Source organism: Spirillospora sp. NPDC052269, from assembly GCF_040679435.1.
GTDB lineage: Bacteria > Actinomycetota > Actinomycetes > Streptosporangiales > Streptosporangiaceae > Spirillospora.
In genome coordinates this window covers 1-21,964 of the sequence record NZ_JBFAUU010000035.1, presented here as the reverse complement: position 1 = coordinate 21,964, position 21,964 = coordinate 1, and the positions used below count along the sequence as shown (strand labels likewise).

General features: G+C 70.1%; 22 protein-coding genes and 1 pseudogene. 10 read left to right on the top strand and 13 right to left on the bottom strand.

What is annotated here, in order from left to right:
• Positions 1 to 671 (bottom strand): Gfo/Idh/MocA family oxidoreductase (locus AB0L06_RS42505; RefSeq protein WP_500237363.1); only part of this gene is annotated, 671 nt, incomplete at its 3' end.
• A 164-nt stretch (positions 672 to 835) separates the two neighbouring features.
• Between AB0L06_RS42505 and AB0L06_RS42500 the strand changes: the two genes are divergently transcribed.
• Positions 836 to 1,573, top strand: a complete 738-nt coding sequence (locus tag AB0L06_RS42500) for a GntR family transcriptional regulator (protein WP_500237362.1) — start codon at positions 836 to 838, stop codon at positions 1,571 to 1,573.
• Between the two features lie 123 nt (positions 1,574 to 1,696).
• Here the strand turns inward: AB0L06_RS42500 and AB0L06_RS42495 are convergent, their stop codons facing one another.
• The 8 genes from AB0L06_RS42495 to AB0L06_RS42460 form a co-directional block, all read right to left on the bottom strand.
• A complete protein-coding gene (locus tag AB0L06_RS42495) occupies positions 1,697 to 4,375 on the bottom strand; it encodes a sugar-binding protein (protein ID WP_500237361.1) in 2,679 nt (892 codons plus the stop codon).
• Between the two features lie 21 nt (positions 4,376 to 4,396).
• Positions 4,397 to 5,188 carry a carbohydrate ABC transporter permease gene (locus tag AB0L06_RS42490; protein WP_500237360.1) on the bottom strand — a complete coding sequence of 264 codons (792 nt, stop codon included), beginning with the start codon at positions 5,186 to 5,188 and terminating at the stop codon, positions 4,397 to 4,399.
• Complete coding sequence (locus AB0L06_RS42485; protein WP_500237359.1) at positions 5,185 to 6,159, bottom strand: carbohydrate ABC transporter permease; 975 nt, start codon at positions 6,157 to 6,159, stop codon at positions 5,185 to 5,187. The genes AB0L06_RS42490 and AB0L06_RS42485 overlap by 4 nt, the downstream gene beginning before the upstream one ends.
• Positions 6,160 to 6,260: 101 nt before the next feature.
• A complete protein-coding gene (locus tag AB0L06_RS42480) occupies positions 6,261 to 7,619 on the bottom strand; it encodes an extracellular solute-binding protein (protein WP_500237357.1) in 1,359 nt (452 codons plus the stop codon).
• A 139-nt stretch (positions 7,620 to 7,758) separates the two neighbouring features.
• Positions 7,759 to 8,958 carry a carbohydrate kinase family protein gene (locus tag AB0L06_RS42475; RefSeq protein ID WP_500237356.1) on the bottom strand — a complete coding sequence of 400 codons (1,200 nt, stop codon included), beginning with the start codon at positions 8,956 to 8,958 and terminating at the stop codon, positions 7,759 to 7,761.
• Positions 8,959 to 9,052: 94 nt separating this feature from the next.
• The gene (locus tag AB0L06_RS42470; RefSeq protein ID WP_500237354.1) at positions 9,053 to 10,189 is read right to left on the bottom strand and encodes a glycoside hydrolase family 76 protein; all 1,137 of its coding nucleotides are present in this window, start codon (positions 10,187 to 10,189) and stop codon (positions 9,053 to 9,055) included.
• Positions 10,186 to 11,556 (bottom strand): 6-phospho-beta-glucosidase, encoded by a 1,371-nt coding sequence (locus tag AB0L06_RS42465; protein WP_500237352.1) that lies wholly within the window; start codon positions 11,554 to 11,556, stop codon positions 10,186 to 10,188. The genes AB0L06_RS42470 and AB0L06_RS42465 overlap by 4 nt, the downstream gene beginning before the upstream one ends.
• Positions 11,553 to 12,317 (bottom strand): DeoR/GlpR family DNA-binding transcription regulator, encoded by a 765-nt coding sequence (locus AB0L06_RS42460; RefSeq protein ID WP_500237351.1) that lies wholly within the window; start codon positions 12,315 to 12,317, stop codon positions 11,553 to 11,555. Before AB0L06_RS42460 ends, AB0L06_RS42465 begins: the two co-directional genes overlap by 4 nt.
• A 514-nt stretch (positions 12,318 to 12,831) precedes the next feature.
• Here AB0L06_RS42460 and AB0L06_RS42455 point away from each other — a divergent pair.
• Both AB0L06_RS42455 and AB0L06_RS42450 read left to right on the top strand, forming a co-directional pair.
• A complete protein-coding gene (locus AB0L06_RS42455; RefSeq protein ID WP_500237350.1) occupies positions 12,832 to 13,410 on the top strand; it encodes a GNAT family N-acetyltransferase in 579 nt (192 codons plus the stop codon).
• Positions 13,411 to 13,478: 68 nt separating this feature from the next.
• On the top strand, positions 13,479 to 13,757 hold the full coding sequence (locus AB0L06_RS42450) for a hypothetical protein (RefSeq protein ID WP_500237348.1): 279 nt from the start codon (positions 13,479 to 13,481) through the stop codon (positions 13,755 to 13,757).
• A 181-nt stretch (positions 13,758 to 13,938) separates the two neighbouring features.
• Here the strand turns inward: AB0L06_RS42450 and AB0L06_RS42445 are convergent, their stop codons facing one another.
• From AB0L06_RS42445 to AB0L06_RS42435, 3 genes and pseudogenes are all read right to left on the bottom strand, one after another.
• Positions 13,939 to 14,730, bottom strand: coding sequence for an SAM-dependent methyltransferase (locus AB0L06_RS42445; RefSeq protein WP_500237347.1), 792 nt, complete (start codon positions 14,728 to 14,730; stop codon positions 13,939 to 13,941).
• A 122-nt stretch (positions 14,731 to 14,852) separates the two neighbouring features.
• Positions 14,853 to 15,548 (bottom strand): hypothetical protein, encoded by a 696-nt coding sequence (locus tag AB0L06_RS42440; RefSeq protein ID WP_500237433.1) that lies wholly within the window; start codon positions 15,546 to 15,548, stop codon positions 14,853 to 14,855.
• A 54-nt stretch (positions 15,549 to 15,602) separates the two neighbouring features.
• A pseudogene (locus AB0L06_RS42435) lies at positions 15,603 to 15,698 on the bottom strand (IS5/IS1182 family transposase); the annotation flags it as partial.
• A gap of 6 nt (positions 15,699 to 15,704) precedes the next feature.
• Here AB0L06_RS42435 and AB0L06_RS42430 point away from each other — a divergent pair.
• The 7 genes from AB0L06_RS42430 to AB0L06_RS42400 all read left to right on the top strand — a co-directional run bounded on the left by AB0L06_RS42430 (position 15,705) and on the right by AB0L06_RS42400 (position 20,618).
• Positions 15,705 to 16,004: a methyltransferase gene (locus AB0L06_RS42430; protein WP_500237346.1), complete on the top strand. Its 300-nt coding sequence runs from the start codon at positions 15,705 to 15,707 to the stop codon at positions 16,002 to 16,004.
• Between the two features lie 121 nt (positions 16,005 to 16,125).
• Positions 16,126 to 16,941 (top strand): SDR family oxidoreductase, encoded by an 816-nt coding sequence (locus AB0L06_RS42425; protein WP_500237345.1) that lies wholly within the window; start codon positions 16,126 to 16,128, stop codon positions 16,939 to 16,941.
• 227 nt (positions 16,942 to 17,168) lie between these two features.
• Entirely contained in the window at positions 17,169 to 18,032 is an 864-nt protein-coding gene (locus AB0L06_RS42420) for a haloalkane dehalogenase (RefSeq protein ID WP_500237343.1), read from the top strand.
• 196 nt (positions 18,033 to 18,228) lie between these two features.
• Positions 18,229 to 18,393 (top strand): hypothetical protein, encoded by a 165-nt coding sequence (locus AB0L06_RS42415; RefSeq protein ID WP_500237342.1) that lies wholly within the window; start codon positions 18,229 to 18,231, stop codon positions 18,391 to 18,393.
• Positions 18,394 to 18,603: 210 nt separating this feature from the next.
• Positions 18,604 to 19,029: an SRPBCC family protein gene (locus tag AB0L06_RS42410; RefSeq protein ID WP_500237341.1), complete on the top strand. Its 426-nt coding sequence runs from the start codon at positions 18,604 to 18,606 to the stop codon at positions 19,027 to 19,029.
• Positions 19,026 to 19,469 carry a MarR family winged helix-turn-helix transcriptional regulator gene (locus AB0L06_RS42405; protein ID WP_500237339.1) on the top strand — a complete coding sequence of 148 codons (444 nt, stop codon included), beginning with the start codon at positions 19,026 to 19,028 and terminating at the stop codon, positions 19,467 to 19,469. The genes AB0L06_RS42410 and AB0L06_RS42405 overlap by 4 nt, the downstream gene beginning before the upstream one ends.
• Positions 19,470 to 20,363: 894 nt before the next feature.
• Entirely contained in the window at positions 20,364 to 20,618 is a 255-nt protein-coding gene (locus tag AB0L06_RS42400) for a hypothetical protein (RefSeq protein ID WP_500237337.1), read from the top strand.
• Positions 20,619 to 20,951: 333 nt separating this feature from the next.
• Here AB0L06_RS42400 and AB0L06_RS42395 read toward each other — a convergent pair whose 3' ends face one another.
• The gene (locus AB0L06_RS42395) at positions 20,952 to 21,860 is read right to left on the bottom strand and encodes an aminoglycoside phosphotransferase family protein (protein WP_500237336.1); all 909 of its coding nucleotides are present in this window, start codon (positions 21,858 to 21,860) and stop codon (positions 20,952 to 20,954) included.
• Positions 21,861 to 21,964: the final 104 nt, after the last annotated feature.

The window sequence follows — 21,964 nt, the reverse complement described above, 5'->3', positions numbered from 1 at the left end:
CCCGCGCAGCCCCGGGCTTCGGGGGGGCGTTGGTGGGGGCGCCGCGGCGGGGCGGGGCGGGGGGGCGCCCCCCCCCCGCGCCCCGGGGGGGGGGGGGCCGCCCCGGCCGCCCCCCCCCCCCCCCCCCCGCGTCCGGTGACGAACCGCACGGCGTCGAAGTCGTGGACCGAGCAGTCCCGGAAGAGGCCGCCGGAGTTCGGGATGTAGTCGTCCGGCGGCGGTTCGCGGTCGAGGGTCAGCGAGCGCACGGTGTGCACCCAGCCGAGGCGTCCGGAGGCCACCGCCTCGCGTGCGGCGACGTGGCCCGGGTCGAAGCGCCGCTGGAAGCCGATCTGCACCGGCACGTCGGAGCCGCGCAGCGCGGTCAGCGTTTGGATCGTTCCATCCAGGTCCGCCGAGAGCGGCTTCTCGACGAAGACCGGCAGTCCCGCCTCGACCGCCTTGATCACCAGGGCGGAGTGCGTGGAGGTCGGCGTCGCGACGACCATCGCGTCCAGGCCGGAGGAGAACAGCTCCTCCACCCCGCCTGCGGCCCGCGCGCCCAGCTTGGCGGCGACCTCGCGGGCGCGCCCGGCGTCCGCGTCGGCGATGACGACCTCGTCCACCAGGCCCTTCAACGTCTCGGCGTGCGCGGCTCCGATCCGCCCCGCCCCTGCCAGTCCGACCCTCATGTGGCTGCGCCTCTCGTTCGGCTCATCACGCGCCTTCTCCTGCCGTCGCCGGCGGCTTCGTCAAACATGATCGAGTCTCATGGAACGCTCCAAGAGCTGTCAATAGTTTGTCCTGACATAAGGACTTCAAGGCCAAGGTGTGCGTCGTCCGCTATCCTCCTCACGTGCGAGGACCCACCGTGACGCTCGACCGGGGCAGCCCGGTCCCGCTCTATTTCCAGGTCGCCCAGCAGCTCGAGGCCGCGATCCGCGCGGGCGAGCTGCCGCCCGGCGCCCGCCTCGACAACGAACTCGACCTGGCGGCGCGCTACCGGCTGTCCCGGCCGACCGTGCGGCAGGCGATCCAGCACCTGGTCGACAAGGGACTGCTGGTCCGCAAGAGGGGCGTCGGGACGCAGGTGGTCCAGTCCCAGGTGCGGCGGCCCATCGAGCTGTCCAGCCTTCACGACGACCTCACCGCCGACGGGCGCGAGCCCCGCACGCAGGTCCTGGAGCTGGAGACCGTTCCCGCCGAAGCCGAGGCCGCCGAGCGGCTCGGCGTGGCGGCGGGCGCGGACGTGCTGCGGATACGCCGGCTGCGCCTCACCGGCGGCGAGCCCCTCGCGCTGATGACCAACCTCGTCCCCCTCCGGCTCATCGACGTCACCGCGGCCCATCTGGAGGCGCACGGCCTGTACGAGACGTTCCGCGGCGCGGGGATCAACCTGCGGATCGCCCACCAGACCATCGGCGCGCGCGCCGCGACCACCGCCGAGGCGCGGTTGCTGGACGAACGCCGGGGCACTCCCCTGCTCACCATGACCCGGACGGCCTTCGACGACAAGGGGGTCGCCGTGGAGTACGGCACCCACGTCTACCGGGCCGACCGCTACTCGTTCTCGCACACGCTCGTCGGCAAGTAGCCCGCCGCGACACCCGCTGCACCCGCACGCCCACAGCACCCGCGGACGGCCGTAGCGGGCGCCGGTCCAGGTGAGGACCCGGACCGGCGCCCGCGACGTCATGTCAGCCGGTCAGAGGTCACGTCAGCCGGTCAGCTGCGCGACACTGCTGGCCGTGCCTCCCTTCTCGGCCTCGAACGCGACGGTCAGCGAGCCGCTCGCACCCGGCACCGTCACGGTCCGGACACCCGCCCGGCCGATGTCGACCTTCGTGGTTCCGAGCACCTTGCCGTCCCACACGTGGACGTGCGCCGTGCCCGGCCCGGTCGCCAGCAGCTCGAAGGTGACCGAGCCGCCCGAGACCTTCGGCGTTCCCACGATCCGCGCGGTGTCGGACGCGGGCGCGGCGGCGGTCGCCGCCAGCGGAAGGCCGGTGCGCACCGACTGGAGGATCGACTCCGGCGAGTTCACCGACGCGGCCGCGTCGGTCGGCATGACCGGCGGAGGCGGCGTGGTCGGCAGCCCCGCGGGCGGGGTGTAGCCGGGCAGGGAGGTGAGGGCCCACCGGTACGGGTCGCCCTGCACGCCGCCCCAGGTCGACCAGCCGATCCGGGTCTGGCCGGTCTTGTCCTGGGTGTCGGAGTCGTACACGAAGATGTTCAGGCCCATCCGCGCCGGGTCCACGGCGGTCGGGAGGTCCTTGAACGGGATCTTCGCCTCGATGGTGTAGCCGTCGTAGGGCTGGTTCACAACCGAGGCGACCTGCATGCCGGGGGCGGTCTCCGCGCCGCCCTGGTGGGCGTCGGCGTCCCGCTCGAAGCAGGGCTTGCCGTCCGACATCTGCGGGAAGATCCCCGTCTTGAACGTGGTGGAGGTGTTCTCGGAGTCGCCGCGCGGGTCGATCGCGATCTCGACCGAGTCCGAACGCCAGTGACGCTTGCAGTCATCGGCTCCGAGGATCGTGCCCTGCTTGTCGTCGTGGACCTTGACCAGGAAGTACAGCGCGTCGTCGGTCCAGGAGACCTTGCCGGTCGCCGAGCAGTCGGCGGCCGAGTCGCAGGCCGTGCCCTCCCACAGGCGGGACAGGTCGATCTCCTGTCCCGGGTACTCGCCGGGCGACTCCTTGCCGTCGACCTCCGGAACGGTCGTCGCCTTGGGCAGCTGCGCGGTCGGGACGAGCTCGAGCCCGCCCTTCTCCACGTCGGCGGCGCCCGAGGAGGGGGTCGTGGTCACGGTGAGGTCGTAGTCGCCGCCGGAGCCGCCCTGGTTGGAGGTCGGCAGGGAGGCGTCGGTGTTGGTGACGGTGAAGGTGGCCGCGCCCTTGGCCCCGGCCGCCAGCGTGAACGGCTTGGCGTCGGCGTCGGCCGAGAAGCCCTTGGGCAGGCCCAGCTTCACCGTGCCCGACTGCGCGGACGAGGTGGTGTTGGCCACGTCGATCCGCACCTGGCGCGACTTGCCGGACGCGAGCGTGAGCACGCGCTTCATCCGGCCGGTGAGCGCGGGCACGCCGTTCTTGCCGGCCCAGGCGTCGAAGTCGGCGACCCGGGGCAGCGGCTCCTGCAGCCCGGTGACGGGCGGCTGGACCTCGACCATCGAGACGGTCTGCCCCGAGGCGGCACCGGCGGTGAGCTTCGCGGCGATCTGCACGCGGCCGGTCGTGGCGTCCGCGGGGGGCGTCACGGTGAAGGTGGTGGTGCGCTCGCCGTCCGAGACCGTGCCGAGCGAGCCCGAACCTGTCACGTTCCAACCCTGCGGCACCGTGAGCGCCGCCTTGGCGCCGTCCAGCGCGCGCGGCGACGAGGCGTGCGCGGTCACCGTGAACGCGCGCCCGGGGCCCACCCCGAAATCGCTGGTCAGGTAGAACCGGCTGCCGAGCGGAAGCCCGCCCTTGGCCGGCTGCACCGCGCCCTCGAGCATCGCCGTCGGGTCGGTGTTGCCCAGCGTGAACGGCACCCGGCCGTGGATCTGCGTGAAGTAGTCACAGCCGATCTTGGTCGGGTCCGCCGGCACGTCGGGGAAGCCGCCCCAGCCCTGGCTGACGTACATCCGCTGCGCCTCGCGCTCGACCTGAGCCCAGGGCTTGCCGCCGTTGCGGGCCGAGGCACGGCCGCCCCACACGCCATAGGACAGCGTCGCGGGACTGGAGGTGGTCAGGCCGGTGGCGCAGGCCTGGCCGGTGGGGCCGGAGGCCCCGCCCGTGCCGAACAGCCGGCCCGGCGCCCAGGCCGTCAGCTTCTCCTTGCTCAGCTGCGAGGGGAAGGCCTTGGGGTCGCCCGCGGCGAAGTACGCCTCGGTCGCCAGGCGCGCCGCCTGCTGGTGGTTGCCGTGCTGGCCGGGCAGCGGCGCGGGTTCCATGGTCACGATGACCTTGGGCCGCGTCTCACGCACGAGCCGCACGACCTTCTCCAGCGTCGCGTCGTGCCCCCAGGTGCCGTCGGTCAGCGGCGCGCTGACCGTGTAGAAGAAGTCGACCTTGTCGAGATAGTGGATGTCGGTGACGCCGGCCTTGCCGACCGCGCGCCGCTCCTCGTTCTCACGGAGTAGGCCGAGTGGCGGGCCTTCCTCGTTTCCTGCCGCGTTGCCGCCGCCCTCGCCGCGGGTGACGGTGAGGACGCCGGTCCGTGCCTTGTCGAACTCGTTCCATTGGCCCAGGGTCGACAGCGTGCCGGCCTCGTCGTCGGGATGAGCCCCGACGAAGAGCACGTCCAGCTGTCCCTTGTCGGACCGTGCCGGCGCCGCCGCGTGGGCGGGAGCGCCGACCAGTGTGACCGCCGATGCGGCCAAGGCCGCGGTCAGAGCGGCCAGGGGGGTGAGTCTTCGCAAATCAGCTCTCCTGTTCGTTCCCTACTCCTTGATGGCCCCCGAGAGCATTCCTGCGATGAACTGACGTTGCAGGAAGACATAAATGACGATGACGGGCGCCGCGATGATCAGCGCTCCCGCCATCAGCAGCGGGTAGTCGGTCTTGTGGGCGCCCTGGAAGAAGGACAGCCCGAGGGGCGCGGTGCGCAGCCCCTCGTCGGAGTTGACGATCACCAGTGGCAGCAGGAACTCGTTCCAGGTCCACATGCTGGTCAGCAGCACCATGGTGAGGATCGCCGGCTTGCCGATCGGAACCAGCACCCGCCAGAGCGTGGTCCAGCTGGACGCGCCGTCGATCCGGGCGGCCTCGAGCAGCGACGGCGGGACGCTGCGGAAGTAGGCGCGCATCCAGAACGTGCCGAACGCCACCGACATCGCCACCTGCGGCAGGATCAGCCCCACGTAGCTGTTGTCCAGGCCCATCGACCGCAGGTCGAAGTACAACGGGACCACGATGGTCTCGGTGGGGATGGTCAGCCCGGCCAGGAACAGCAGGAACAGCACCGAGGCGCCGCGGAACCGCATGGTGCCCAGCGCGAACCCGGCCATGATCGACAAGACCCCGGACAGGACCACCGTGACCGAGGTGACGATCACGCTGTTGCGCAGGTAGGTGGCGAAGTGCCCGTCGTGCCACGCCGTGGCGAACGTGCCGAAGTCCAGGTTCGGCAGCTGCAGGGCCTTCACCACCACGCCGCACATCGGGAACAGCGCGATGACCGCGAACAGCGCCAGGATCGCGTGGTTGAAGAACAGCTCGCGCCGCGAGGTCATGCGCTCTTCCCTTCCACCAGGCGGCCGATGACGGCGGTGACGGCGAACAGCAGCACCGCCATGGTGATGCCGATCGCGCAGCCGAGTCCGACCTCGCCGGTGTTGAACGTGCGGTTGTAGACCTCGTAGGCGGGCACCTTGGTGGCGTTGCCCGGGCCTCCGCCGGTGGCCATGTAGATGAGGTCGAAGTTGCGGATGGACATGGTCGTGGTCAGCGTCAGCGCCACCGCGAGCTCGCGGCGCAGGCCCGGCAGCGTGACCGAGAAGAACTCGCGGACCGGGCCGGCCCCGTCGATGCGCGCGGCCTCGTACAGCTCACGCGGGATCCTCTGCACGCCCGCCATGAACAGCACGAACGCCAGGCCGATCTCGACCCAGGTGCCGACCAGTCCCACGGCCGGGAGCGCGAAGGTGAAGTCCCCCAGCCAGCCGTGCCGCCAGTCGGGCAGCCCGGCGTCGTGCACCCAGCCGAGCACGGTGTTGACCGGGCCGTCGGCGGAGTACACCCACTGCCAGGCCACGGCCACCGCGACCATCGCGATGACCTGCGGCAGGAACAGCACCGTGCGGAAGAACGTCATGCCGCGGATCTTCGTCCGCGACATCGCCGCCACCAGCACGAACGCGATGCAGCACGGCAGGATCGAGTAGAAGACGACCAGGACCAGCAGGTGGCCGAACGAGCCGCGCAGCGCCGGGTCGGTCCAGGTGGTGGTGTAGTTGGAGAGCCCGGCCCAGGTCGCGGTGCCGAGCCCGTCCCAGTTGTAGAGGGAGAACTGCACGCCGCGCACCAGCGGCCAGAGCAGGAACGCCCCGTACACCAGCAGCGCGGGCAGGGCGTACAGCCAGCCGATGTTGCGGGACTCGCCTGGGGCGCGGGTCCTCACCCGGCCCCCCGCGCGGCGTTCGGCGCGGGTGCCGGGCGGCTTCTCCCCGGTCTTGCGGGTCTTCTGCCGCGCGACGGTCGTCATGGGCGGACTCCTTGGCTCTGCCGATCGATCCTGGTCTCGCCGCCGGGGCGCCGGATGGGCCGTTGCCGGCGTTCCCGGCGCTCCGGCGGCGGAGCCGGTCGTTACTTCTTCTTCTGGAAGGCCAGCGCGTCGTCCTGCGCCGCCTTCATGGCGTCCTGGGCGGACTTCTTGCCGGCGACCAGCTCCTGCAGCGGTCCACCGAACTCGTCGACGAAGGTGGGGGTGGTGTAGTCGTTGTAGGGCGTCGTGCCGTCGTTCTTGCTCAGCTCGGCCCAGGCCGTCGACACCTCCTTCATCAGCGGCAGCGAGGGCTGCTTGGTCGGCGCGGCGAGCACGGGCAGGTTCCCGGTCTCGACGGAGACGTCCATGGCCTCGGGCGAGGTGATGAAGTTGATGTAGGCCGCCGCCACGTCGGAGTGCTTGGACTTGGCGGTGATCGACCACGGCAGGCTCTCGCCGCCCATGGTCGTGACGGGCTGACCGGCCTGGGCGGCCGGCGGCAGCACGAAGCCGACCTTGTCCTTCATCCGGTCCGCCAGGTCGGGCGCCCACCAGGTGCCGCCGAACATGAACACGCCCTGGCCCTTGGCGAAGTCGACGGGGGTGTCGTCCCACTTGCGCGAGTTGGCGTCCTTGGCGAGGTAGCCCTGCTTGGCCCAGTCGGAGAGCTTCTGCGCGGCCTGGACGTTCGGCCCGTCGGTCCAGGAACCGCCGTTGCCGAAGACCAGCTTGCGGACCGCGTCCTTGTCGGCCAGGCCGTCCTGGATGATCCCGTACAGCTGCATCGCGGGCAGCTTCTCCAGGTTGTTGAACGCGATCGGGACCTCGCCCTTGCTCTTGGCGGTGGCGAGGGCCTGGTCGAACTCCGCCCAGGTCTTGGGCGGCTGGATGCCGAGCTTGGCGAGCTTCTCCTTGTTGTAGTACAGGCCGACGATCTCGCCGTTCAGCGAGACGCCGTAGAGGTCGCCCGAACCGATGAGCTTGCCGTCCTGGGTGACGCTGTTCAGGTCCAGCAGGCCCTTCGGGTAGCGCTTCTTCCACCCGTAGACCTGGTCGTAGGAGTCCAGCGGGAGCAGCATCCCCGCCTTCACGTACTGGGCCATGTTGGCGTAGCCCTGGTTGGCCTCGACGACGTCGGGCGGGTTGCTGCCCGACAGCGCCAGCCGCAGGGTCTTCTGCAGGTCGCTGAACGACCGCGACACCCGGTTGATCTTCACGTTCGGGTACTTGGCCATGAACTGCTTGTTGAGCGTGTCGACCTGCTGCTTCAGCCCGCCCTGGACCTCCTGGTCCCAGACGGTGAGGGTGACGTCGCCGGCCTTGGCCACGTCGGTGCTGATGGCGTTCGGCGCCTTGTTCGCGGGCTTGTCGTTGGACGAGCCCGGCGCGCACGCGGCGGCGAGCGTCATCGCGAGGGCCGCGGCCGTCGCGACCGCCCCCCGCGTCAATCGTGTCGGCATTTCAGCGGCTCCTTCCTGTGCTGGTCGTTCTGTTTCCGTGGTGCCGTGCGATTTCCGTGGTGCTGTGGTGCTGTGGTGTTTCCGTCGTGCTGTGTGGTGCTGTGTTGTGCGGCGCCGCGTGAGGCTGTGCGGTGTCGGGTCAGGACGGCCGTACGGGCTCGGCGCGGAGCGTGGGCTCGGCCCGGACGACGGTCTCGGTCGCCATCTCGGGGAGGAAGTCCACGACGAAGGCGTACGGTTCGAGCGCGGTCTCGGGGATCTCCCCCGATTCGCCGAAGGCGGCGATCTCACCCCAGCAGGGCGCTCCCAGCGACCCGCTGCGATGCCGGACCGACAGGCCCGCGCAGAGATTGGCGAACTTCAGCCGCTCGGGCAGCGGGAGGCCCGCCAGCGTCCCGAACATGAACCCGGCCGCGAAGACGTCGCCCGCGCCGGTCGCGTCGAGCGCCTCGACGGGCAGCGCCGTGACCTCGGCGACCTCGCCCGTCCGGGAGTCGATCGCGATCGCGCCGTCCCCGCCGCGCTTCACCACGACCACCGGCACCCGCGCCGACAGCGCGCGGGCGGCCTCCTCGGGCGAGTCGGTGCGCGTGTAGGCCATCGCCTCGACGGCGTTCGGCGTGAACACGTCCACGTCCGCCAGCCGGTCGAGCACGTCGCTCGACCAGGTCCCGGTCGCGTCCCAGCCCAGGTCGGCGAAGACCAGCGCTCCCCCGCGCCGCATCTCCTTCGCCCAGGCGGGAACGGGGCCGTCGATGTCGATGACGCAGGCGCGCGACTTCGGCAGCGCGGCGTCCGCGGCGCCCGCGGCGTCCTCGGGGACGGGCTTCTCGTAGGTGACCATGCTCCGGTCGGAGTCGTAGGCCAGCGAGACCGTGACGGGCGTCGGCCACTCGGCCACCTGCCGCGACCAGGCGAGATCGACGCCCTCCTGCTCGGAGAGCGTGCGCCACAGGTAGGCGCCGAACATGTCGTCGCCGAACGGCGCGGCCAGTCCGACGCGGAGGCCGAGCCTGCTCATCGCCACCGCGATGTTGGCGATGCCGCCGGGCGCCGAGCCGAGCCCCTCGGTGAACAGCTCGGTGCCGGGGGGCGGCAGTCCGGGCAGCCCGGTGAAGATCATGTCCATGAAGACCTGGCCGCTCAGGAAGACGTCCAGGCCGGGTGCCTCCCCGGCGTCACGCTGGCCGCCCGTGCGGCGGAGCAGCGCGTGGCCGAAGTCGCGCTCGGCGCACGGGTCCGTGAGCGACGGCTCGGGCGGGCGGCCGGTGGCCGCTTGCCCGGCGGTCTCCTGGGCGGGCTCCGCCCGCGTGGTCCCGTTCAGGGTGTCTGCTGTCATGATGCCTCCTCTCCTGCGGGTCGAGTTTGGTTGACCGAATGTCATGACAAATTTCGGATCGAGTGAGATCCCGGGTGGCCGGGGTCCCGTTCCGTCAGAGGACCGAGACCAGCAGCGACACGGCCGACTCCTGCCGGGAGATGTCCGCGCGGTCGAACGGCCCGGACCAGCTCAGTCCGTACTGGTCGCGCCCGTCCCCCCCGCGCGTGTACAGGGAGGCCGCCTGCTCGCGCAGGTAGTCGCGGTAGGGATGGTCGGGCAGGACCCGGTCGAGCTCGGCGAGGTTGCGGGCGAAGATCCCCTTGAACGACGCCTGGTCGGCGTTGCAGGAGCCGGCCGCCTCGCAGGGCTCGGTGAGGATCCCGTTCGGCGACAGCCGCGGGCTCTTCACGACGGCGTCGGCGATGCGGCGCGCCGCGACCAGCAGGGAGCGGTCGTGGGTCGCCTTGTAGAGCTCGCTGAGCCCGCCGAGGACGACGCCCTGGTTGTAGGTCCAGGTCGTCCCGCCGTTGTTGGCGCACCCGCCGGACTGCGTGGCGAGTCCGTCGTTGACCAGGTTCTCGTCGTTGACCATGCCGCTGCGCTGGAACCACGTCCACGCCTCGCGGGCCCGCGCCAGGTAGACGCGGTCACCGGGGACGCGGTTGTGGAGCGAGGCGAGCAGCGAGAAGTAGAGCTCCAGGCTGATCGCGTTCTTGTAGCTCTTGCCGGGGATGTCCCACCAGACGCCGCCGCCGCAGGTGTCGTCCCAGTACGAGCGGATGTAGGCCTCGTCGAGCTTGGCGATGCCGAGGTACCGGCGGTCGCGGGTGAGGTCGTACATCCGGACCATGGCCAGGGCCCACCAGCCGGTGTCGTCGGTGGAGTCGGCGCGGAACTCGCCGCCGCCCTCCGGCCACCAGGGCAGGGGCTTGCGCTGCTGGGCGACGGTGTTCTCCACCGCGCCCATGAGACGGCGGTCGCCGGTCCGGTCCATGTAGTCGAGCAGGGCCTGAAGGGCGTTGCCCGACGTCCACCACGGGGCCTCGGGGTCCCAGCGGCCCGACTCGCGGTCGTAGAAGCGCATCATCGCGTCCACGGCCGCGCTCGCCCGCGCCCGGTCCTGGCGCTGGGAATCGCGCCGGGAATCGTGCTGGGGCGAGGCCTGGGCCGGGACGACGCCGGCGAAGAGCGTCATCACGAGCCCGGCGGCCAGCACGCCGAGCATCCGGGACCGACATCGCCGGGTCATGTGGTGCGCTCCCCCGCGAAGACCGCGGCCACCTCGGGAATCCGGTCGATGTAGCCGTCCAGCAACTGGCGTCCCACCGAGGCCGAGTCGACCAGCGGGTGCAGCGCGAACGCCTTGGCGGCGTCGGCGCGCGAGCCGTTGCGGGCGGCGCTGATGACCAGCCGCTCGACGGCCTTGACCTGCTGCATGAGCCCGGTCTGGTGAAGGTCGGGCTGGGTGAGCGTCAGCGGGTGCACGCCGTTGGCGTCGACCATGACGGGCACCTCGACGACCGCGTCGCCGGGCAGCGCCGCGACGGTCGAGCCGTTGCCCACATTGAGGATCATCTGGGCGCGCTCGTTGCGGCTGATCGCGTTCATCACGCTCAGCGCGACCCCGGCGTAGCCCTGGTCGACCGGGTCGACGCCGGAGTGGTCCTCCAGCTCCTCGCCGGCGCTCGCGCCCTTCACCTCGGCCATGTAGCTGGCGCTGCGCGAGGCCACGGTCTCGCGCCACATCTCCAGGGCGGCGCCGCCGGACGCGCCCGCGATCCGCTCGTAGAACGCCGACTGCTGCTTGGCCAGGTACTCGCCGCGGGTCTGCGGCGCGTCCAGGGTGGCCCGCACCGCCTCCCGGTTGAAGTAGTAGTAGTACAGGTACTCGTTCGGGATGACGCCGAGGTCGCGCAGCCACTCGTTCCCGAAGACCACGCCCTCCTCCAGCGACCCGAGCACCTCGTCGTTGGCGAGCAGGGCGGGCATGATGTCGACGCCGTCGTGCAGGATCCGGCGCATCCAGCCCAGGTGGTTCAGCCCCACGTAGTCCAGCTGGAGCCGGGCGGGGTCCAGGCCGAGCGCCGCGGCCACGCGCGTGCCGAGACCGGACGGGGTGTCGCAGATCCCCATCACGCGGTCGCCGAGCACGTCCCGCATCGCCTCGGTGATCATCCCGGCCGGGTTGGTGAAGTTGATGACGTAGGCGTCCGGCGCCAGCGCCTTCACCCGCCGCGCGATGTCGAGCATCACCGGGATCGTGCGCAGCCCGTAGGCCAGGCCGCCGGGGCCGGTGGTCTCCTGGCCGAGGACGTTCAGGTCGAGCGCGACCCGCTCGTCGCAGACCCGCCCCGCGAGCCCGCCGACCCGGATGGCGGCGAAGACGAAGTCCGCGCCCTCCAGGGCCTTGTCGAGCCCGGTGCTGGTGAACACCCGGGGCGCGTCCGGCACGCCTTCGGCGAACGTCGCGAGCACGGCCGCCATCGCCTCCAGGCGCCCGGCGTCGGAGTCCTGCAGCCATACCTCTTCGATGCGCGGCGAGCCTTGGTCGCGCAACAGGGCCTGGTACACGTAGGGCACCCGGAACCCACCGCCGCCGAGAATGGCCAGCTTCATGCGATGATCACCTTTCCACCCGCCTGGCGGCAGAGCTCGAGAGTCTGAGGATCGGCACCGGCGGTCGTGATCAGCGTGTCGAGCTGCTCGAGGGAGCAGACACGCAGCGACCCGGTGCCGGGGAACTTGGTCTCGGACGCCACCAGGACGACCCGGTCGGCGGCCTCGATCATCGCCCGCTTGATCTGGGTCTCCACCTCCATGTCGTCCACGACATGGCCGTTGGCGCGCACCCCGGTGCAGCTGAGGAACACCAGATCGGCGCTGACCTGGCGGAGCGCCGACTCGGCGAGCGACCCGACGAGCGAGAGATAGTTGCGCCGCACCACGCCGCCCACCAGCACCAGCCGGACGGCGGGGTCGTCGCGCAGCTCGTCGAACACCGCCAGGTTGGCGGTGATGACGGTGACCGGACGGCCGCGCAGGTGACGGGCGATGAGCCGGGTGCTGGTGCCTATGTCGAGCACGACGACCATGTCGTCCTCGACGAGCTCCGCGGCCCGGCGGGCCACCGCCTCCTTGCCCTCGCTGTCACGCTCGGCCGAGGCGGCGAAGGAGATCTCCTCCGGAGCCGCCTGCTGCGGCGAGGGCGCAGCCCCGCCATAGGTCCGCACGAGCTCGCCGTTGCGGTCCAGCACGTCGAGATCACGACGGATCGTCGACTCGCTCACCTTGAGGCTCTCGGCCAGTTCCCTGACCGAGGCCGCCCCCTTCGTGCGGACCGACGAAACGATCTGCGCACGGCGCTTGCTCGATGTCACGCAGGTGAACGTAACACTCGTGCGTGATGTCAGTCACCATCTGGGCAGAAGTTGCTCAAAACCTGTCATCGACCCTTCTGACGTGCAAAGACGCTGTCAAGGCATCCTGAAGTCAGGTGGCCTCGTCAACTGTGGGAACGTTCCAAGACACTTGCTCGCCACCGCCGCGTAAAAGATCACCCCGCCCCACCTTGGCCGCGGCGGCAAGGTTGTCAACAACACCCGTCAAGTCACGCGCCGAGGTCACCCGAAGTTTGCGGCGACCATCCGGGCCTGGAGCTGACCTTTCGCCCTTCCACGACGCCTTCGACCGGCCGAGCCGCCCACCGCGTCCACCTAACGCCATCGATCCGAGTCATCGCTCAGGGGTCGACCCCGCGCGGGGTTGCGCCAACGGGTGCCGCCGATGTCGTCCAGGCAGCTCGCGAAGCCGGACCGCCCGTGCGTAGCTTCTGGCCAGAGGGGGCATCGCGTGACCGGGGAACCCAGCCAGTTCCTGGCACAAGGGGGGAACATGAACATCAACGGTTCACGCGATACCGGCGAGAGCGCCGCACAAGCAGCCCGGCCATGCTCGGAGACGACCGCGCGGCTGGCTCCGCCGACCGAGGAGGTCCACGCCTCGTACCTGGCCGCGCTGGAGGAGTACCGCGCCGAAGGCAAGTATCCCGATCTCGAAAACCTGGACGTGGCGGCCCCGGCCGCGTTCGCGCAGCACGTCGCCACACTTCGGCGAGACGGCTACGTGGAGCCACCCGAAGCGCCCTGGGACGTTCCGATGACCTTGCTGTGGTTCGTGCGCGAAGGCGAGTACCTGGGGCGGCTCTCCATCCGGCACCGCCTCACCCCTACGCTGGAGGAGTCCGGAGGGCACATCGGCTACGACGTTCGGCCCTCGGCCCGCGGGCATGGCCACGCCACGCAGATGCTGCGGGAGTCGCTTCCGGTGGCGTCCGATCTGGGCGTGGGCAGAGCCCTGATGATCTGCGGCGAGTCCAACACGGCGTCGCGGCGGGTCATCGAACGGAACGGCGGGAAGCTCTGGGACCAGCGAGACCACCGCCTGTACTTCTGGCTCCCCACAAGCCCATAGACACGTCGGCGTCGGCCGCGCCAAGCGCCGGATGCCCGCCCACCAATTGCAGCGCAACGCCGGCTTCGGTGACGGACCCATTTCCGGACGGCGACGACGAAGCGTCGGCATATGATCCGGTCTCGGCGTGGACCGGGATCACCATCCCCCGCAGCGCGTCGTTCGCCGGCCTGCTCCTGTGGATGGCGGCCTGGACGCCCGGCTTCTGCCGCGTCGCCGCCGAGGAGACCCGCGACATGCTCGTTCAACTGCATCGCGCCGCCAGAGGCGCCCAGGTGTCAGTGGTCAGGACCACCGGCGGTCTCGGCCCGGCGCCGCAGGACCGGCAACGTGGCGCATGTCGGTGAGGGTGGGGGCAACGAGGAGCCACCCTGGGGTGGTATGGGAGCCGTCGGTGACGCGGCATCCCCATCGGCGCGCGGACATGAGCGGGACTTCACCGCCCGTACCGCCGGGCGGTGCCGACCACTCGGTGACGATCCGGCAAGCCGATCCGCCGGGAGGCGCAGTTCGCGGTGTGTCACATTGTCACGGCTTGCGTGCGACCGCTCCCACGCAGGAGATGTTGGGGGCCGGGCCCCAGGGATTGGGGTCGGGACGCCACCTCGACACCGAAACCACGCCAGGCTCCAGTAGTTTCAGGCCCTCGAAGTAGCGGGCGATCTCCTGGGGGCTGCGGGGCGTGTAGGGGACGCCGCGGCCACCGGCGTTGTAGCGCTCGATGGCCCGCACATAGGCCGGGTCGGTGTCAGCACCGTCGTAGACCGCCAGGTAACTACCCGACGGCAACTGCGCCACAAGCCGCCGCACGATCGACCGGCACTCCTCACCGTCTTGGACCAACCCGAGGATGCCCATCAGCATGAGCGCAACCGGCTGGGAGAAATCCAACGTCCCTGCGGCCTGGGCGAGGATCGTCTCAGGGGCGCGCACGTCCGCCTCGATATAGGCGGTGGCCCCTTCGGCCGTACTGGTGAGCAGGGCCTGCGCGTGCACCAGAACCAGCGGATCGTTGTCGACGTACACGATCCGCGATTCGGGCGCGATCCGCTGAGCCACCTCGTGGGTGTTGTCGACGGTCGGCAGCCCGGTGCCGACGTCCAGGAACTGCCGGATCCCGGCCTCGCCGGCCAGATACCGCACCACGCGCTTGAGCATGTGTCTGGAGTGGCGGGTGATGTCGCGCATGCCGGGGAAGATCGCGCAGATTCTGTCGCCGGCTTCCCGGTCGACCGGGTAGTTGTCCTTGCCCTCGAGCAGGTAGTTCCAAATTCGTGCCGAGTGCGGCACGGTCGTATCGATCCCAGCAGGTGTGCTCATAGTCGTTGTTCCTCCGAAGCACGTGCGGCGGTACTACATGCCCCGAATTCTGCCGTGACCCCACGCCCCCGACCAGGGGCTGGATTGTTGGGTGAGGAGGGCCTGCACGGCCACTCTCTGAGCTAGTCGGTCAGCGATACCCGCTGCGTTGCCCCGTCCCAGCCGAGCTCCCCGGCATCCTCCGCCTCGCACAGAGCCAGAACCATCTCCCGCACGGCCCACCCCGCATCCTCGGACAGCACGTGGAGCGACGTCAGATGCCCGCGGGGATGAACGAACGGGAGGTGTTCCAGCACCTGCAGGCGCTGAGCGATGCCACCGGCTGGCTCGACGCGATCACCCGGCTCGGCCCCGGATCGCTCAGTGCCCAGCCAAACCCTCCAAGGAGCGGCAGCAAAACCATGCCCGAGAAACAACTCCTCGAGCTCGCCCAGCAGGCCAGCGTCCGGATCCTCGCCCCCAGGCCGCATGGAAGCGGCGGGCGTCGGCATTGAGGTGCGTGGTGGGGCTGAGCCGGGCGGGTCTACCTCGTTGAGACCTGGATACAACGGAACGCCGACCGCGGCTTCGACATTCGCCATGGTGAGTATGTCCGCCCAAACCTTGCCAGCTAGGACGTTGGCGACCGTCTGCCGATCTGCAGTGCTGGCGGCCGCCAACCGCTTGGCCGACAGTTGCCGCAGCTTCACGAGCTCCTCTAGCCGGCGCGCGAAGGTCTGCGCGACACGAGCAGCGTGGTGGTCGATCGTCGCGTACGGCCAAGCACCAGCGACGATGTAGTCACGTGGTTTGCGCGCTCTGTTCTTCGTCCCCGCCACTCGGTGATCCTCACAGAAGTCAGGTCGTTCGGCCGTGTCGGCGTCGGGGTGGACGGCGATGGTGATGGTGCCGGTGAAGATGTAGGCGCGTTTGTCGAAGCGGGTGGCGACTGCGCGGAACTGTTCGAGGCGGTTGATCGCGCGTTCGACAACCGGGTGCTGTTGGACAAGTGCTTCCAGGCGCTGAAACCAGGTGGGCTGCTGGTCATCTGCGAGCTGCTGCTCGACGACGACCTCACCGGACCGGCCATGGCGGCACTGGCGAGCATGAACATGCTCATCCGCACCCGCGCCGGCCGCAACTACACCACCGACCACTACCTGACCTGGCTGACCGAGGCGGGCTTCCACGACGCTCACCGCACCGACATCACCGCCACTGTGATGAACGGCGCCATCATCGCCACCCGCCCGCAGGAACCCCGAGCCGCCACTCCCACCGACACCCGCGACTGACCACCCTGGCCCAGCGGAACATCCCTTGAGCAACTGAGTGAGCTGACTAACCATGGACATGTGGCCGAGGCCGGGCTAGGGTTCAAGTCAGTCAGTCAACTAACTAATTAATGGGGCTCGCGTGATCGTTGTGACAGGGGCGACAGGGAACGTCGGCCGGGATTTGGTGCGGATCCTCGTCGAGGCCGGTGAGCAGGTGACCGCGGTCTCGCGGCGTCCGGCACCGTTGCCCGACAGTGTGCGGCACTTGCAGGCCGACCTGACCGAGCCGGAAAGCCTGCGCACCGCCCTTCAGGGGGCCGAGGCACTGTTCCTGCTCGTCGCCGGTGATGACCCGCAAGGCATTCTCGACCTCGCCAAGGCGGGCGGAGTGCGACGCGTCGTCCTGCTCTCCTCCCAGGGCGCCGGGACGCGACCGGAGGTGTACCGCCATCCTGCGGCGTTCGAAGACGCCGTGCGCCGCTCGGGCCTCGAATGGACGATCCTGCGGTCCGGAGGCCTGAACTCCAACGCCCTCGCATGGGCCGAGACGATCCGCGCGCAGCGCACGGCCACCGCGCCGTTCGGCAGTGTCGGATTGCCCACCGTGGATCCGGCGGACGTCGCTGAGGTCGCGGCCGTGGTTCTCCGCGAGAGCGGCCACTCGGGCAACACCTACGACCTCACCGGACCTGTTCCGATCACCCCGCGGGAACGGGCCGAGGCGATCGGCGAGGTGCTGGGGACCTCGGTGAGGTTCATCGAGCAGACTCACGCCGAGGCCCGCGCGCAGATGCTGACGTTCATGCCCGAACCGGTCGTGGACGGCACCCACGCCATTCTCGGCCGGCCGCTGCCCGCCGAACAGCAGGTGAGCCCGGCCATCGAACGCGTCCTCCACCGGGCGCCGCGGGGCTTCGCCGACTGGGCCGCCCGCACCGCCCCCGCCTTCCGCTGACCTCCGGGCCAGGCTCCGGGGACGACGCCCTTCGCGGAGCCCCTCCTGCCACATGGCCTCCTGGGGCCCAGCAGGACGCCGGACATCACGCCTCCGCTTGGCGGTGGACGTCGACGCCTGGTGGCACCAGCACAAACACCGCCGCCCCTTTCGCTTCACCACGAGGCCGACATGGCCGGGCGGCGACGACCCAACCGACGAACCCAACACTCGACAGGAAAACTGCCATGCCCGTTCAGCCCGTACTCGACTCGACCATGTTCTACAGGGAGCGCGGCACCGGCGCGCCATTGGTCTTCTTGCACGGCAACCCCACGTCCTCCCACCTGTGGCGCGACGTCCTTCCCGCCATGGGAGGACGGGGGCGCATCCTGGCCCCGGACCTGATCGGCATGGGTGAGTCGGGCAAACCCGATATCGCCTACACGTTCGCCGACCAGGCCCGCTACCTGGACGCCTGGTTCGACGCGCTCGGCCTCGAGGACGTGGTGCTGGTCGGGCACGACTGGGGCGGCGCCCTCGCCTTCGACTGGGCCGCCCGCCATCCCGGCCGCGTGCGCGGAATCGCGTTCACCGAGACCATCGTCAAACCGATGAGCTGGGAGGAGTTCCCCGAGGGCGGCCGGGCGCTGTTCGAGGCGATCAAGACACCGCAGGTGGGCGAGGCCATGATCCTGGACGACAACGCCTTCATCGAGCAGGCGCTGCCCGGCACCGTCGCCTCCCCTCTCGACCCGGCCGACCTGGACGTCTACCGCCGCCCGTACCCGACCAGGGAAAGCCGCCGCCCGCTGCTGCAGTGGCCGCGGTCGATGCCGCTCGGAGGCGACCCCGCCGATGTCGTGGAGAGGATTCAGGCGTACGACGAGTGGCTGGCGATCAGCGCCGACGTGCCCAAGCTCCTCATGGTCTTCAAGTCCGGCCCCGGAGCGATGATGGGCCCGCAGATCGTCGACTGGTGCGCGGAGAACATCGCCGGCCTCGAGATCGTCCGCCACGATGAGGTCGCCGGCCACCACACCCCGGAGGACCGTCCCCTCACGATCGCCGGAGCCGTCAGCGAATGGGCGGACCGGCACGGGCTCCGCTGAGCCAAGCGATCGCCGATGACGCCTGCTCCGACGGGCCAAGCGTGCCGTGCACCATCGACCGGATCGTGGACGAACCGCGCCTCGGGTGACAAGAGGCGAAGCTCAGCCGGGATGCTGCGCGCCGATCGTTGGCTGGGCCTTCCGGCACTGCCCGGAAACGGTTGCCGGGGACAAGTCCGGACTCGCACGGGCACTGATGGCCGAGGACCATATCGATGAGCACCGGCGACCGACCTTTCCCTACGTCCTCGGCGCCGGCGAGCGGCTCTTCCCCGACGGCCAACCGCCCATTCACCTGGAAAGCCTGTCCGCCGAGCGGGTCGGCGCCGCCGTCCTCACGCGCTGCGGGAGGGCAGCCTGATGGCCGCTCGCTTCCTCGTCCTGTACGAAACGCCGTCCGACCCCGAGGCAGCGGACGTGAGTCAGTCGGCCGGTATCGCTCCAGGTCAGGGCCTGCTTGTCCTGGGGCTGATGTGGAGCGGGTGGCGGTGTTGCCGAAAGTCCGTACGCGCCACCTCTTGATTGATGTCGCGACAACCAATACTGTTGTCGCGACATCAAAGGAGTGGTCATGTACGAGTTCACCGAAGAGACGGTCATCGACGGAAACCTGGCCACGGTCTGGGCGACCGCCATCGACGTGGACACCTGGCCGGACTGGGACCCGCACGAGGAGGCGGCCAGGCTCAACGGCCCGTTCACCGAGGGAGGCACCGGCTGGTCCAAGCCCCGCGGCGGCCCGGCCACGACCTGGACCATCACCGACGTCGTCCCGCTCGGCCTGTGGGCCTCCGAGTGCGACCTGCCCGGCGGGAAGATCACCGGCGTCAACACCTTCGAGGAGACCGCCGAGGGCGTCCGCTGCACCAAGACGGTCCGGGTCACCGGGCCGCTGACGCCACTGTTCAGATTCCACTTCGGCCGCCGCATGCGGCGCGACTTCTTCAAGACCTGGACGGCGCTGGAGGCCGAGGCGGCCCGCAGGAACAACGCGTGAACCCCGAAGAGTCCGGCCCCATGCTCTCGCCGGGGTTCTGGCTGCACCACGCGGCACTCACCTGGCGCACCGAACTCGACTCCAGACTGCGGCCACTGGGCCTGACCCACACCCAGTTCATGATGCTGGCCTCGACGGGCTGGCTGGAGCACACGGGCGGCCCGCCGACTCAGCAGCAAGTCGCCGAGCAGGCCGGAGCCGACCGGATGATGACCTCCCGGGTCGTCCGAACCCTCGTGGAACGGGGACTGGTGACCCGTCATCCCGACGCATCCGACGCCCGCACGCTGCGACTGGCCCTCACCCCCGAGGGCCGCTCCCTGACAGCACAGGCCGTCCAAGCCGCCCAGGACGTCGACGCCCAGTACTTCGAGGCCGCCCCCGATGATCTGAGAACCACCTTGCGCGAAATCGCCCAGCGCCGAAACCAGAGGGACTGAGGAACCCCGGACCGCCCTACCTCACCAAGCCAGGACAACATCCCTAGGAGCCGCGGTTGGGCGCGGCTCGCCTCGAAGCACCTCATCGATCAACGGCGAGGGCGTAGTCGGTCGGATGCGACTCGGTTCACGGGAGCTGGAGGCGGCGGGCAGGGACGACAGCGGCGAGGAACTGGCGCAGAGCCAATCGCGTGAGGAGGACCAAGCCCGGCCTTCGGCCGCAGGGCGGGCAAGACGAGGAGTGGGACTCCTCCCCCGCCAGAGAACACCCCCGCGCGACCCGGCGGTTGGAGCTGCCGTCATGAAGGCCAGGGTTCGCCTGCTTCGGTGGGGGGAACGCCCTGAACTGGACGAACGTCGGAACCTGCTTCTGTGAGCGAGGAGTCACCGCGCCGCGTCGCTGACGCGGAAGGGTGCTTCCTGTCGGAGGTCGATGACCTGCGGTCACACGGCACTCTTCGGCGTGACGTGGCGCTTTGATGACGCCAGGCTTCCTCAGGGCGTCATCCGACCCTCACCGCAGTCGTCCACAGCGGCGCCCTGGGACGCGGCAGCATCCACTCGGGCCCGCTCCATCATTCCGATAGCGGCCTTCAGACGCACTGACGGACCGTGATCGGCGGTCATCCCGGCAGACACTCCGCAGGAAATCGCCCATCGCACGACGCGTAGTGCTCGGTGGCAACACTGAGCGACGGCGCGGCAGGAGGCCGACGTTCGCCGCGCCGAAACCGCCCGTGGGACGAACGTGACCGATCTATGCAGCACACACGTCCATCCACAAGACGACCTTCGAATATTCATGGCACCGATGGCGGGCTTGCTCGGCACTGACCACGACACAGAGTGAGGTAGGCAATGCGACGCACGACGAAGGCAGTGGGAGCCCTGACAATGGCTGCCACAGTCACGTTCGGGGCTGCGGCAGCCGCCCACGCCGCCGACGGAGTCCTGATCATCGACGGTTCCGCTCACCGGAACCCGCACGGCTGCTTCCCGCTCGGGGACTACGTCGCCTCCACGGTGGTCAACAAGACCGACACAGACGTCAAAGTGTGGTCGGACTACGGCTGCAAGGGACGGGCAGCCGGACTGATCCGCCCCGGCGAAACCACCCACCCACGTGGCAGGAGCATCTCCATCGACTGAACACCCTCGTCGTGAGCGGCCGTGCACGCAGCGATGACTGGGCGTGGGAAGTGAGTTCGACTTCGGTTGCGGAAGGGAGCCCCCCTGGTCACGGTCATGGTGGGGGTGAGGCCGTTCCGTTCGAGCATGTGCCCTTCGTGGACGAACGGCGGCGCCTGCTCGGGAAGCGGGAAGGCCTCGGGGAGCGTGCGGCGTCGAGTGGCGCCTGGCCCCCGCGTGACCGCTTGGTCCAGAGGACGCGGACCCACTGCACCGCGATGTCCGTCGGGTCATGGTCGCATCGGTGATGTGGCCGGGGCTGATGCAGATCCCGTCCGGTAGGGGCGTCGGGGCTCAGGTGGCGAGGCGGCGGAGGGCGGCTTGGGCCGGTGGGGCCCAGGTGGGTTTTCCGCCGGGGCGGCCGCGGAGGCCTGCTTCTCCGATGAGGAGGCCGCCGAGGGCGCGGAGCACGGCCCAGCCGCGGGCGCGGCGGACGGTCGCTTCGTCCGGGGCGGGCTCGTAGGTGGTGAGGAGGCGGGTGGCGGCGCCGTCGGGGAGCAGGTTCCAGGCGGCGGCGAGGTCGCAGGCGGGGTCTCCTGTGCAGAGGTCGCCGAAGTCGATGACGCCGCTGAGGGCTCCGTCGGTGGTGAGGACGTTGGCGGGGTGCAGGTCGGCGTGGAGCCAGAGGGGCGGGCCCGTCCAGCGGGGTGCGGTGACGGCGTCGTCCCAGACCGCGCGGACGGCTTCCGGGTTCGGGAGGAGCCCGAGTTCGGTGACGGCTTTGAGTCCTTCGGCGAAGGCGGACGCGTGGACGGTCAAGGGCGTGCCGCGGTCGTTGCGGGTCCGGGGTGCGTCGTCCGGGGCGGGCTGGTGAAGGGCCGTCAGGAAGGCGGCCAGGGCGTCGGCCGCCTGCGCGGCATGGGTGATCGGGGCTTGGTCGGCGGGACGGCCTGGAACCCAGGTGGTGATGATCCAGGGGCGCGGGAACCGGTCGGTGGGCTCGCCGAGGTGTTGCGGGACCGGGATCGGCAGCGGGAAACGCGGGGCGAGACGAGGCAGCCAGGCGTGCTCCTTGCGAAGGTGCGCGTCGGCGGAGTCGGTGGCCCAGGGCAGTCGGACGGCGAGGTCGTCGCCGACGCGCCACATCTGGTTGTCCCAGCCCCGCGCGCCCAGGCGCACGGGACGGTCGGCCAGGTGCGGGAACTGTTCGCGGAGCAGTTCGCGGACGAGCTCAGGTGTGATGTCGGTGCTGCCATGGGCCATGCGTGACAACGCTAGTGCGCTGACCACATACGTTTGCCTGGTTTGTTCATGCGGCTTTGGGGTGTGGGCGTCCCCAGCGTTGCTGGCGTTGGCTGCGGATGCGG